Origin of the sequence: Microbacterium canaveralium (assembly GCF_047238045.1) — a bacterium.
Taxonomy (GTDB): Bacteria; Actinomycetota; Actinomycetes; order Actinomycetales; family Microbacteriaceae; genus Microbacterium.
In genome coordinates, this window is record NZ_JBDFMA010000003.1 from 1,307,868 (window position 1) to 1,320,659 (window position 12,792).

The 12,792-nt window shown below is 70.5% G+C and carries 10 protein-coding genes; 7 read left to right on the forward strand and 3 right to left on the reverse strand.

The window, feature by feature from the left end; genetic code table 11:
• Positions 1–4 precede the first annotated feature (4 nt).
• Positions 5–646 carry a copper resistance CopC family protein gene (locus tag ABC271_RS07145; RefSeq protein ID WP_412924204.1) on the reverse strand — a complete coding sequence of 214 codons (642 nt, stop codon included), beginning with the start codon at positions 644–646 and terminating at the stop codon, positions 5–7.
• A 256-nt stretch (positions 647–902) separates the two neighbouring features.
• Between ABC271_RS07145 and ABC271_RS07150 the strand changes: the two genes are divergently transcribed.
• From ABC271_RS07150 to ABC271_RS07160, 3 genes are all read left to right on the forward strand, one after another.
• Positions 903–1,397, forward strand: coding sequence for an FHA domain-containing protein (locus tag ABC271_RS07150; protein WP_412924205.1), 495 nt, complete (start codon positions 903–905; stop codon positions 1,395–1,397).
• A complete protein-coding gene (gene ftsR, locus ABC271_RS07155; RefSeq protein WP_412924206.1) occupies positions 1,397–2,083 on the forward strand; it encodes a transcriptional regulator FtsR in 687 nt (228 codons plus the stop codon). The genes ABC271_RS07150 and ftsR overlap by 1 nt, the downstream gene beginning before the upstream one ends.
• A gap of 96 nt (positions 2,084–2,179) precedes the next feature.
• Positions 2,180–2,722 (forward strand): MerR family transcriptional regulator, encoded by a 543-nt coding sequence (locus tag ABC271_RS07160; RefSeq protein ID WP_412924207.1) that lies wholly within the window; start codon positions 2,180–2,182, stop codon positions 2,720–2,722.
• Positions 2,723–2,825: 103 nt separating this feature from the next.
• On the opposite strand, the gene ABC271_RS07165 is transcribed toward ABC271_RS07160, so the two are convergent.
• Positions 2,826–3,635, reverse strand: coding sequence for a ParA family protein (locus ABC271_RS07165; RefSeq protein WP_412924208.1), 810 nt, complete (start codon positions 3,633–3,635; stop codon positions 2,826–2,828).
• A 69-nt stretch (positions 3,636–3,704) separates the two neighbouring features.
• On the opposite strand from ABC271_RS07165, the gene ABC271_RS07170 reads away from it, so the two are divergent.
• Genes ABC271_RS07170 through ABC271_RS07180 form a run of 3 tightly spaced genes read left to right on the forward strand, consistent with a single transcriptional unit; the run spans position 3,705 to position 9,773 of the window.
• Complete coding sequence (locus tag ABC271_RS07170; RefSeq protein WP_412924209.1) at positions 3,705–7,112, forward strand: pyruvate carboxylase; 3,408 nt, start codon at positions 3,705–3,707, stop codon at positions 7,110–7,112.
• Positions 7,113–7,161: 49 nt separating this feature from the next.
• On the forward strand, positions 7,162–9,285 hold the full coding sequence (locus ABC271_RS07175; protein WP_412924210.1) for a MinD/ParA family ATP-binding protein: 2,124 nt from the start codon (positions 7,162–7,164) through the stop codon (positions 9,283–9,285).
• Entirely contained in the window at positions 9,282–9,773 is a 492-nt protein-coding gene (locus tag ABC271_RS07180) for a peptide deformylase (protein WP_412924211.1), read from the forward strand. Before ABC271_RS07175 ends, ABC271_RS07180 begins: the two co-directional genes overlap by 4 nt.
• Positions 9,774–9,872: 99 nt before the next feature.
• On the opposite strand, the gene ABC271_RS07185 is transcribed toward ABC271_RS07180, so the two are convergent.
• Complete coding sequence (locus tag ABC271_RS07185) at positions 9,873–11,699, reverse strand: AMP-dependent synthetase/ligase (protein WP_412924212.1); 1,827 nt, start codon at positions 11,697–11,699, stop codon at positions 9,873–9,875.
• 157 nt (positions 11,700–11,856) lie between these two features.
• Between ABC271_RS07185 and ABC271_RS07190 the strand changes: the two genes are divergently transcribed.
• The gene (locus ABC271_RS07190) at positions 11,857–12,792 is read left to right on the forward strand and encodes an ROK family glucokinase (protein WP_412924213.1); all 936 of its coding nucleotides are present in this window, start codon (positions 11,857–11,859) and stop codon (positions 12,790–12,792) included.

Here is a 12,792-nt window from a genome sequence, read left to right on the forward strand (position 1 = left end):
CAGCCTATCGCCCGGCGCTCCCCGCGGAGCCGCTTCCGGACGAGCCTCCGCGGCCCCGGGCGAGGGCCACCCAGACGAGTGCTCCGACGACGAGGACGGCCGCCACGGCGAGCAGGATCCACGGCAGGGGAGAGGCATCCGAGGTGCTCTCGGCCGGGGCCGGGGTCGCCGTGACCGTGACCGTCGGCTCGGGCGTCGAGGTCGCTGAGGGGGTCTCCGTGGGAGTGGGGGTCGCGGTCGGCGTGGGCGCGGCGGGAACGGTGAAGGAGAACGTGCCGTCGATGGGGTGCCCGTCGCCCGAGACGACGCGCCAGACGACGGTGACGACCCCGGATGCCGGTCCGGCGAGGGCCTGGGTGACGACCGTGCCCGACACCGTTGCCGCGCCGTCGGTGAGGGCGGTGCCCGCGGCATCCGTCACCTGGATGACGGTGGCGCCGTCGGCGTCGAGGATGTCGGCGCTGTAGGTGAGGGTGATCTGCGGGGGGAGCGCGTCCAGCACCGCATCCGCCGAGGGGTCCGACGACACCAGTTCGTCGTGCGCGGAGGCCGGGGCCGCCGGGATCAGGAGCGCCGCCAGCGCGACGGCCGCGGCGGCCAGGAATGCGGGCAGGGTGCGCCGACGAGGCGCGGAGGACGTGATCACCCCATCGACCCTAGCGAGGGAGCCTGAGCCGAGCCGGGGAGGCGTGCCTCGATGGACGACACTCGGGGTCACCCGGACTCGACAGGGTGCACCTGCGCTGGATAGGTTCGAGTGTCCCCCGTCGCACCGAACCGCTTCCCGAACGCGGTCCGTGCTGCCGACGCCGGGAGAAGACCCATATCCCATGGCCTCCGCGAGGCTCATCGGCAGCTCCGGCTCGGAGCCGGTCGGCTATGGTGGAAATGAAGGAGCAGCCGTGGACGAGACCCGCAGATTCGAGCGCGACGATATTCGACGCGCCGCAGACGCTGCCGCGTCCGAGCCGTCGCATGACACCACGCAGACGTTCGGGCACGACGCCGATCTCTCTTTCGTCCCGTTCGGCGCCGACCTCACCGAGGCCGAGGTCGAGGCGATCGGCGCGCTCCCTTCCGGTGCCGCCCTGCTGATCGTCCGTTCCGGGCCCACGACCGGTGCCCGGTACCTGCTCGACACCGACGTGACGACCGTCGGGCGTCACCCCGAAGCAGACATCTTCTTCGACGACGTCACGGTCTCGCGCCGTCACGCGGAGATCACCCGTTCCGGCAGCTCCTTCGAGATCGTCGACCAGCGGTCGCTGAACGGCAGCTACGTCAACGGTGAGCGCGTCGACCGGTCGGCGTTGATCAACGGTGCCGAGGTGCGCATCGGCAAGTTCCGCCTGAACTTCTTCGGCTCACCGGTCGACCTCCCGCCGGTAGAGAACTGATGGCGGCAGCCCCCGCCCGCGGTCGTCCGGCGGCCTCGGGGCTGTTGAGCATCGGACAGGTCCTCGCGCGACTCACGCCCGAGTTCCCCGCGCTCTCCTCCAGCAAGCTGCGTTTCCTCGAGGTGCAGGGCATCGTCTCGCCCACGCGCACCGAATCCGGTTACCGCAAGTTCTCGCCCGGCGACCTCGATCGTCTTCGGCTGGCGTTGTCTTTGCAGCGCGATCACTACCTTCCGCTCGCCGTCATCCGTGACTACCTCGCCGACCTCGACGCAGGGCGCAATCCCGCACCTCCGACCGCGATCGCGTCGATGACGAACGCGCCTCGCCGCTACCGCCGCGACGAGCTCCTGGCTGCCGCGGGCGCCGCGCCTCAGCTGCTGAACGACGCGATCAGCACGGGTGTGATCACGGGCGCCGAAACGTACTCCGAACAGACGGTCACGCTGCTGCGGACCCTCGTCGCGCTCGACCGTCACGGCATCGAGCCGCGACACGTGCGGTCGCTCAGGCAGAGCGCCGAGCGCGAGGCATCCCTCGTCGAGTCCGCCCTGTCGGCCCTGCTGCGACGCCCGGATGCGGCGTCTCGAGCGCGCGCGAGCGAGCTCGCCCCCGAGCTCGCGGCCCGCCTCGATGAGGTCCGCACACTGTTCGTCCGCGAAGCGATCGACCGGATCCTGTCCTGACCGCGACACGCCGACCCCCTCGGCTCGGATGTCATTGCCGGGGGACCCTCGCTGATCTAGCGTGGAACCAACGAGCCGATGAGGAGGGACGCGAGCATGAACGCTGGCGACGTAGTCGGTGAACCCCGGTTCGCCACAGATCTCCTCTTCACCGACGGGCTTCCCGAGATGGATGACGACACGGGCTATCGGGGTGCGGTCGCCGCGCGAGCCGCGGGCATCACGTACCGTCAGCTCGATTACTGGGCTCGCACCGAACTCGTCGTCCCGACCGTGCGGGGTGCGAGCGGATCCGGTTCGCAGCGGCTCTACGGTTTCCGCGACATCCTCGTGCTCAAGCTCGTCAAGCGTCTTCTCGACACCGGCATCTCGCTCCAGCAGATCCGCACCGCCGTCGAACAGCTTCGCGCCGCCGGCATCCGCGATCTGGCCGGAACCACGCTCATGAGCGACGGTGCCTCGGTATACCTGTGCACCTCGAACGACGAGGTCATCGACCTCGTCAGCCGTGGGCAGGGCGTTTTCGGGATCGCGGTCGGCAAGGTCCTCCGCGAGGTGGAGTCGACGCTGGTCGACTTCGAGTCCGCGGCCGAGGCGGTCGACGAACTCGCCGCGCGCCGCGCCGCCCGCACGGCCTGACGCCCCACGTCCTTCCGCATGAGGGGTCAATTTCTGTCGCCTGCCGAGGGCTGAGGCGACAGAAATTGACCCCTCACGCGCGAGAGGGCGGGCAGAGGAAGGGCTACGCCTGCGGGGAGTCCGAGACCGGGATGCGGCCGGTGCGGACGATGCGGTCGAGCAGGGCGTCGAAGTCGGCGGCCAGCTCCTGCGCGGAGTCGCCGGGCCACACGTGCAGCGGCTTCGCGGCGCCCTGGGCCTGCTGCAGCGACGTACGCTCGGGCAGCTGCGGGTTGAGGACGAGCGGGCCGAACATGTCGCGCAATTCCTTGATACGGAACTGGTGCTCGATCGACTGCGGGCGGACGCGGTTGACGACGACGCCCAGCGGCTGGAGACGGGGGGAGAGGCCGCGGCGGATCTCTTCGATGGCGCGGAGCGCGCGGTCGGCGGCGGCGACGGAGAACAATCCGGGCTCCGTGACGACGATGACGCGATCGCTCGCGGCCCATGCGGTACGGGTCAGCGCGTTCAACGACGGGGCGCAGTCGATGAGGACGAGGTCGTAGTCGGACTCGATGGTGGCCAGGGCCTCCTCGAGCTTCCAGACGTCGCGCACGCTGGGGTGCGGGCCGTCGAAGTTGATGGCCGATGGGCTGCCGATGAGCACGTCGATCGTGCCGGGGTGGACCTTGGCCCAGCCGCTGGAGGTGATCGCCTGACGGACGACCTTCTCTTTCGGGTTGGCCAGGACGTCGGCGATGTTCAGTCGACCGGCGACCTGGATGTCCATGCCGGTGGACACATCGGACTGCGGGTCGAGGTCGACGACGAGAGTGCGAACGCCACGTGCGAAGGCGGCGGATGCCAGCCCGAGCGTCACGGTCGTCTTGCCGACCCCGCCTTTCAAAGAGCTGACGGAGAGTACGTGCACGATCGTCTACGTTACCTTCCCCTAGGCTGTGAGCACATTCAGCTCCGCCAGCTTGACGTGAGGGTGTGCATGTTCTCGAAAATCCTGGTCGCCAATCGCGGAGAGATCGCCATTCGGGCGTTTCGCGCCGCCTACGAGGTGGGAGCCCGCACCGTCGCGGTCTACCCCTACGAGGACCGCGCATCCCTCCACCGGCTGAAGGCCGACGAGGCGTACCAGATCGGCGAGCGCGGGCATCCCGTGCGCGCCTACCTCGACGTCGACGAGATCATCCGCGTCGCTCTCGAGTGCGGGGCGGATGCCATCTACCCGGGGTACGGGTTCCTCTCGGAGAACCCCGAGCTCGCCGAGAAGGCCGCCGCGAACGGCATCGCCTTCATCGGGCCGCCCGCCGAGGTGCTGTCCATGGCGGGCAACAAGGTCACGGCGAAGGAGCACGCGATCGCCGCCGGCGTTCCGGTGCTGCGGTCGACGGCCGCCTCCGACGACGTCGATGCTCTCGTGGCTGAGGCGGAGGGGATCGGCTTCCCCCTGTTCGCGAAGGCGGTTGCCGGCGGCGGCGGCCGCGGGATGCGGCGCGTGGAGTCGATCGGCGAGCTGGCTCCCGCGCTCGCGGAGGCGATGCGCGAGGCTCAGAGCGCGTTCGGCGACCCGCGCATGTTCCTCGAGCAGGCCGTGCAGCGACCGCGCCACGTCGAGGTGCAGATCCTGGCCGACGCCACGGGCGAGACCGTCCACCTCTTCGAGCGCGACTGCTCGGTGCAGCGGCGGCACCAGAAGGTCATCGAGATCGCCCCCGCACCGAACCTCGACGACGCCGTGCGGGAGGACCTGCACCGCTACGCCGTCGCCTTCGCCCGTTCGATCGGCTACCAGAACGCCGGGACGGTGGAGTTCCTGCTCGAGACGGCGGGACCGCGGGCGGGCGAGGTCGTGTTCATCGAGATGAACCCGCGCATCCAGGTCGAGCACACCGTGACCGAGGAGGTGACGGACGTCGATCTCGTGCAGTCCCAGATGCGCATCGCCGCGGGAGAGACGCTCGCCCAGCTCCAGCTCACGCAGGGCGAGATCCGTCTGCGCGGTGCGGCCCTCCAGTGCCGCATCACGACCGAGGACCCGACGCAGGGGTTCCGTCCCGACACCGGCAAGATCACGACCTACCGCTCACCGGGTGGTGCCGGCATCCGTCTCGACGGCGGCACGACCGCCGCAGGGTCGCAGATCAGCCCGCACTTCGACTCGATGCTCGCGAAGCTCACGTGCCGCGGCCGCGACTTCGGTGCGGCGGTCGCCCGGGCCCGCCGCGCGCTGGCGGAGTTCCGCATCCGCGGCGTCTCCACCAACATCCCGTTCCTGCAGGCCGTACTCGATGACCCGGCGTTCGTCGCGGGCGACCTCAGCACCTCGTTCATCGACGAGCGGCCCGAGCTGCTCCGGGGGCGCGAATCCAAGGACCGCGGCACCAAGATCCTGTCGTGGCTCGTCGACACCACGGTCAACCGCCCGAACGGCGAGAACCCGCTCTCGGTCGAGCCGGGCAGCAAGCTCCCCGCCGTCGACCTCACGGCTCCCGCGCCCGCCGGGTCGCGCCAGCGGCTGCAGGAGCTCGGCCCCGCCGGATTCGCGAAGGCGCTCCGCGAGCAGACGGCCCTGGCCGTCACCGAGACGACCTTCCGCGACGCCCACCAGTCACTTCTCGCGACGCGTGTCCGCACGCGCGACCTCGCCCGCGTCGCCCCGTACGTCGCGCGGCTCACGCCCGAGCTGCTCTCCGTCGAGGCGTGGGGTGGTGCGACCTACGACGTCGCGCTCCGCTTCCTCGGGGAAGACCCCTGGGAACGCCTCGACGTGCTGCGCGGGGCGCTGCCGAACGTGGCGATCCAGATGCTCCTGCGCGGTCGCAACACCGTCGGATACACCCCGTACCCGACGGAGGTGACGGATGCCTTCGTCGCCGAGGCAGCGGCATCCGGGATCGACATCTTCCGCATCTTCGACGCGCTCAACGACGTTGCGCAGATGCGGCCCGCGATCGACGCGGTCGTGGCAACCGGAACCGCTGTCGCCGAGGTCGCCGTCTGCTACACCGGCGACCTGCTCGACCCCCGCGAGGACCTCTACACGCTCGACTACTACCTGCGCCTGGCCGAGCAGATCGTCGACGCCGGCGCGCACGTGCTCGCCGTGAAGGACATGGCGGGACTCCTCCGACCGGCGGCAGCCGCGCGTCTGGTGTCGGCTCTGCGCGAGCGTTTCGACCTTCCCGTGCACGTCCACACGCACGACACCGCGGGCGGTCAACTCGCGACGCTTCTCGCCGCCTCGGCGGCCGGAGCGGATGCCGTCGACGCGGCGGCCGCGCCGATGTCGGGCACGACGAGCCAGCCGTCGCTGTCGGCCCTGGTCGCGGCGCTCGCGCACACCGAGCGCGACACGGGGCTCGATCTGGCAGCCGTGTCCGACCTCGAGCCGTACTGGGAGGCCGTGCGCCACCTCTATCGCCCCTTCGAGTCGGGGCTGCCCGGGCCCACCGGGCGCGTCTATCACCACGAGATCCCGGGCGGTCAGCTGTCGAACCTGCGTCAGCAGGCGATCGCGCTCGGTCTGGCCGACGACTTCGAGCTCATCGAGGACATGTACGCCGCGGCGAACCGGATCCTCGGACGTGTGCCCAAGGTCACTCCGTCCTCGAAGGTCGTCGGTGACCTGGCCCTCCATCTCGCGGCGGTCAAGGCCGACCCCGACGACTTCGAGCGCAACCCCGAGAAGTACGACGTGCCCGACTCCGTGGTGTCGTTCATGGCGGGCGAGCTCGGCGATCTCCCCGGCGGGTGGCCCGAGCCGTTCCGCACGAAGGTGCTCGCCGGCCGCGACATCAAGACCGGACTCACGCCGCTCACGGCCGACGACCTCGCCGCCCTCGGGGGCGACTCCGAGACGCGGCGTGGACGGCTCAACGCGCTTCTCTTCCCGGCGCCCACCCGCACGTTCCTCGAGACGCGCGCGGCGTACGGCGACCTCAGCGCCCTCGACACCGCCGACTACCTCTACGGCCTGCGCGCCGGCGAGGAGCACACCGTCGAGATCGAGCGCGGTGTGCAGCTGTTCGTCGGCCTCGAGGCCATCGGCGACGCCGACGACAAGGGCATGCGCACCGTCATGACGACGCTCAACGGCCAGTTGCGGCCGGTGTTCGTCCGCGACCTGTCGATCGACGTCGAGGCGCGGCAGGCCGAGAAGGCGGACACCTCCAAGCCCGGTCAGGTCGCGGCGCCCTTCTCGGGTGTCGTCACCTTGAAAGCGGCCGTCGGCGACCGGGTCGCGGCCGGTCAGGCGGTGGCATCCATCGAGGCGATGAAGATGGAGGCCGCCATCACGAGCCCCGTCGACGGCGTCATCGAACGGCTCACGGTGGGGGCGACCCAGCAGGTCGAAGCCGGAGACCTTTTGCTCGTCGTCCGTCCGGCGCAGTAGCCTCAAAGGGGGGCGCTCTTCGCGCCCCCCTTTTTCTTTGGAGACTGCAGTGACCCCCGACCGCACCGACGAGACCCCCGACGACGGCGCCGAACACGGTGTCCTCGACGACAGCGGCTCGCTCGACACGTCCAGCATCCACATCCTCGGCGGACACATCGCACAGGTCAGCGTCGACCTCCCGGTGTCCGACGACGACGACGTCGACGACGACGTGGTCGAGGACGAGATGCCCATCATCGACCCGGAATCCCGCGGCTTCGAGGTCGTCGGGATCGTGCAGTTGCCGGACGCAGACGGGCCGCCGCCGCTCACCCACGTTCCTGACCCCGCGGTCGCGGAAGCGACGGAGGAGCCGGAGTCCGAGGCGACCCGCGCCGGCGACATCATCCTCGAGCCGCACGACGACGCGGACGGGTGGGATGCCGACGGCGGCGAGGTCCACGTCGCCGAACTCGTGCACGAAGACGGCGAGGAGCAGCCCGGGGGTCCCGACGCGGATGCCATGACGGGCGACCCCGAGACCGAGGACGCCGAGCACGTCGACGCTGCGCTCGAGGACGCGGATGTCGAGCCCGACGCCGAGGTCGCGCACGACGCCGAGGGGACCGTCGAGCAAGACCGCGTGTCCGCGGACGCCCACGGGCTCGAGTCGGATCACGATTCCGAGCCGTCCGCCGGCGGGGACGTCGTCGAGACCGCACCGGCCCCGGATGACGCCGAGCCCGCGGACGCGACCGTCGAAGACGCCGAGGCCGCCCCCGCCATCGTCGAGGACACGGCGGAGGAGGAGCCCGAGTCGGTCGCCGACCTCGATGTCCCGACGTTCGAAGAGCACGAGGCCGAGCCCGCCGCAGGCGAAGCCGAGGCCGCCGTCGAGGAGCCCGCGCCCGCCGAGGTGCACGAGACGGCCGCGGAGACCGCCGTCACCCGAGAGCCGAACGTCGCCGCCGCGGAACTGCCCGATGCGGATGCCGCGGAGCCTCCCCCGGCCACCGCGGCCGACGTCCCCGCGGACGCCGCGCCGGCCACCGGTCCCGTCCCGCGCACTCGAGCCGAACGCGCTGCGACCGGCGTGATCGGTACCGTTCCGCTCACGCGCCGCGAGGTGCACCAGGCGGACGAGACGGCGCGGGTCGGTCGCCGCCACGCGACCGAGCGCGTCCGCACGCCGGCCACCGACCTGACGCTCGCGTCCAAGCGGCTGGGAGAGATCGATGACGTCCGCGAGAGCCCGGATCTCCTCACCGCCGACCGCCTGCTCGATCCGCGCCAGATCGCCCGCCCCGAGCCCGAGGGCCTGTGGCAGCAGCTGGTGTACTCCGTGTCGCGGCATCGCATCAACCTCGGTGACGGTCGCCGTGCCCGCGCCCGCAAAGACCTCGATCGTCGGATCGCGGCGCCGCTCTCGGGTGAGGCGCGCTTCGTGCCCGTGGTGTCGCGCAAGGGTGGCGTCGGAAAGACCACCGTCACGTCGCTGCTGGGCATGGCCCTCGCCGACGCCCGCGACGACCGCGTGATCGCCGTCGACGCCAACCCCGACCGGGGGACGCTCGCCGATCGCGTCGGACGCCCCAACGGACGGACCGTGCGCGACCTGGTGCGTGCGCACGACGACGTGGACGGCTTCGGCGACGTGTCCTCGATCGTGGCGCGGGACACCACGCGCCTGGACGTCCTGGCATCCGACTCCGATCCTCGAGTGTCGGAGGCGTTCAGCGACGACGACTACCGTCGGGTCGCCGACATCGCCGCGCACTACTACTCGATCGTCCTCACCGACACCGGGACAGGGATCGTCCACTCCGTCATGGAGGCGACGCTCGAGCTCGCCGATTCGCTCGTCGTGGTCGCGGGACTCTCCGTGGACGAGGCGCGACTGGCGTCCGAGACACTGACCTGGCTGGAGACCAACGGCTACGCCGATCGGGTTCGCGGGGCCGTCGTCGTCCTCAACAACGCTCGCCCCGGCGCGCCCCTCGTGCGCGAGAGCGAGCTGGAGGCGCATTTCCGCAGCCGCGTTCGCGCCGTCATCCGGATGCCGTACGACGCCCACGTCGCCGCCGGCAGCGCGATCGCGTTCCGCGATCTGCAGCCCGGCACGCGCCTGGCAGCACGAGAGCTGGCCGCGGCCGTCGTCGAGGGCCTGCGCACCCCGGCGGCCGTGGCATGACGGTCCGCCCGATCCGCCTCTTCGGCGACCCCGTTCTGCGCGCCCCCAGTGCGCCCATCGAAGAGATCGACGACGGCATCCGCGCCCTCGTGCGCGACCTCGTCGATACGGTCGAGCCGCCGGGTCGTGCGGGTGTGGCCGCGCCCCAGATCGGTGTGGGTTTGCGCGCCTTCAGTTACAACATCGACGGCGACATCGGCTATGTCCTGAACCCCGTCCTGGTCGAGACCCGCGGTGAGCCGGAGCCGGTGGGGGAGGGATGCCTCTCCGTCCCGGGCCTCTGGCACGACGCGCTGCGCTACCCGTGGGCGAAGGTCGTCGGCATCGACCTCGACGGCAACGAGGTCGTTCTCGAGGGCGAGGGCCTGCTCGCGCAGGCGCTGCAGCACGAGACCGACCACCTCGACGGGAAGCTGTACCTCTCGCGCCTCCCCGCGGAGACGCGTCGCGAGGCGATGCGGCAGATCCGCGAGAGCGACTGGTTCTGACCCGAGTCACCGCCTCTCCGAAACAGGGCATGGAACGAGAACAGGCCGATCCGACACGGATCGGCCTGTTCTCGTCTCAGGACCTGTTGTGGCGACGGCTCAGGGCAGCGACACGTTGGTGGTGTTGATCGGCACCGCGTAGATGTCCTCGATCGCGTCGGCGAAGTCGCTGACGATGACGTTGCGCTTGATGCTCATCTTCGGCGTCAGGTGCCCGCTGGCCTCGGTCCATTCCGTGGGAAGGATCGTGAACTTCCGGATCGACTCGGCGCGGGAGACGCGGGTGTTGGCGCGGTCGATCGCGCTTTGGATCTCGGCGCGCACCTTTTCGTTCGTCGCCGCGTCGACCAGCGACATGTCGGCGGGCAGCCCGTTGTTCGCGAGCCACGTGGGCAGCATCTCGGGGTCGAGGGTCACGAGAGCGGCGATGAACGGCTTGTGGTCGCCGACGACGACGACCTGACCGACGATCGGGTTCGCGCGGATCGGGTCTTCGAGCGCCGCGGGGGCGACGTTCTTGCCGCCGGCGGTGACGATGATCTCCTTCTTGCGACCGGTGATCGAGAGGAAGCCGTCGGAGTCGAACGCGCCGATGTCGCCGGTCTTGAACCAGTCGCCGTCGAACGCTTCGGCGGTGGCCTCGGGGTTGCGCCAGTACTCGGAGAAGACGTTGATGCCGCGGACCTGGATCTCGCCGTCGTCGGCCAGGCGCACGCTGACGCCCGGTAGCACGGGCCCGACGGTGCCGATCTTGGACTTCGTCGCGAGATTCACCGTCGCCGGCGCGGTGGTCTCGGTCAGGCCATAGCCCTCGAGGATCACGACACCGAGGCTGCGGAAGAAGTGCCCGAGCCGCGGGCCGAGGGGTGCTGAGCCCGAAACGGCGTACACGATGCGGCCGCCCATGGCCTCGCGCAGCTTCGAGTACACGAGCCGGTCGAACAGGGCGAACTTGATCTTCAGCAGGAGGGGGATCGGCTTGCCCTGCTGTTCGCGTTCGGAGTGCTCGATGGCCGCCGCGGCGGCGGCACGGAAGATCTTGCCCTTGCCGCCGGCCTCGGCCTTCTGCTCGGCCGAGTTGTAGACCTTCTCGAACACGCGCGGAACGGCCAGGAGGAATGTGGGCTGGAACGACCCGAGCGCGGGGAGCAGCTGCTTCGTGTCGGGCTGGTGACCGGTCTTGACGCCGGCGTGCACGTTCAGGAGCGAGATGAAGCGGGCGAAGACGTGCGCGGTCGTGATGAACAGCAGGGTCGACGCGCCGGGGGTCTCCACGACCTCGTGCAGCGCCTTCGCCGAGTTGCGGGCCAGCTCGACGAAGTTCCCGTGGGTGAGGACGCAGCCCTTGGGGCGGCCGGTGGATCCCGACGTGTAGATGAGCGTCGCGATGTCGGAGCTGTTCGCGATCGCGCGGCGTCGGGCGATCTCGGCATCCTCCACTCCCGCCCCGCGGGAGACCAGCGCGTCGAGGTCGCCGGCGTGCATCGCCCACACCTCGCGCACGAGGGGGAGGTCGCTGCGCACCTCGTCGAGGCGCTGGCCGTGCTCGGACGACTCCACAATCGCGGCGATCGCGCCGGAATCGGACAGGATCCACGAGATCTGCGTCGGGGAGCTGGTCTCGTACACGGGCACCATGACCGCTCCGGCGTAGAAGAGCGCGAAGTCGACGAGCGTCCAGTCGTAGGTCGTGCGGGCGATGAAGGCGACCTTCTCACCGGGTTGGATGCCGGCGGCAACGAAGCCTTTCGCCAGGGCGATGACCTGCTGCTCGAAGTTCCGGGCGGACACCTCGCGCCACCCGGAGCCGTCGGGGACGGCGAAGAGCGCCCGATCGGGCGTCGCGGCGACCCGATCGGCGAGCAGGTCGGACGCGTTCGCGGACGGATCGGCGGGAACGACAGGGGCAAGGTCGAACTGGATCACGGTAACTCCTTTGGCACCGGAAGAGCGTTCAGCGGTCCATCGAGTCTAGTCGCAGGTTGCGAGCTCCACCGGGGCGCCACGGGCTGTCCGCGCCGCAGCGCGCCGGTGGCTAGACTGCTGCGGGCCGAGCCGCGGGGCGGGCCGAAAGGGGAACGCGGTGCGCAACATCGGTATCGACATCGGCGGCACGAAGATCGCCGGTGGCGTGGTCGACGAAGACGGCACGATCATCGAGAAGCTCCGGGTGGACACCCCGATCGACCCGATCGCCCTCGTCGATGCCGTCGTCGACATGGCCGACCACTTGCGCCGCAGTCACGACGTGCACGCCATCGGCGTCGCGGCGGCCGGATTCATCAGTCGCGACCGCAGCACCGTCATCTACGCGGCGAACATCGACTGGAGGAACGAGCCGCTCCGCGCTCGCCTCGAGGGCCGTCTCGACACGCCCGTGACCATCGAGAACGACGCGAACGCCGCCGGATGGGGCGAGTACCGCTTCGGTGCCGGGCAGGGCGTCCACGACATGGTCATGCTGACGATGGGCACCGGTGTCGGCGGGGCCGTCGTCACCAACGGCGAGCTGTTCCGCGGGGGTCACGGCATCGGTGCCGAGCTCGGCCACCTGCGGTTCGTCCGGGGCGGGCACCCGTGCGGGTGCGGACAGAACGGATGCCTCGAGCAGTACGCCTCCGGACGCGCCCTGCAGCGGGAGGCCAACGCGATCGCCGACGAGGGCGGCATCGGCGCGGCGCTGGCCGCCGTCCGCGCGGAGAAGGGCGCGATCCCGGGTCCCGCCGTCTCGCGTCTCGTCCTGGCGGGCGATCCGGGTGCCATCGAGGCGCTGCGGCGCGTGGCCACCGCGCTCGGCGAGGCGTGCGGCGGCTTCCAGGCCGTCCTCGACCCCGAACTGTTCGTGATCGGCGGGGGAGTCGCGCAGCTGGGCGCCGATCTCCTCGTACCGGTGAAGCTCGCGTACGAGACGTCCCTTCCGGGGTACGGTGAACGTCCGGTGGCGGAATTCACGATCGCGCGACTGGGCAACGACGCCGGTCTCATCGGGGTCGCAGACCTCGCCGGGAAGGAGCGCTGA

Bases quoted from the DNA above. Each gene is read 5' to 3' on its own strand.
- ftsR (WP_412924206.1), top strand. From the start codon at position 1,397: ATGGCGGCAGCCCCCGCCCGCGGTCGTCCGGCGGCCTCGGGGCTGTTG.
- ABC271_RS07160 (WP_412924207.1), top strand. From the start codon at position 2,180: ATGAACGCTGGCGACGTAGTCGGTGAACCCCGGTTCGCCACAGATCTC.
- ABC271_RS07170 (WP_412924209.1), top strand. From the start codon at position 3,705: ATGTTCTCGAAAATCCTGGTCGCCAATCGCGGAGAGATCGCCATTCGG.
- ABC271_RS07180 (WP_412924211.1), top strand. From the start codon at position 9,282: ATGACGGTCCGCCCGATCCGCCTCTTCGGCGACCCCGTTCTGCGCGCC.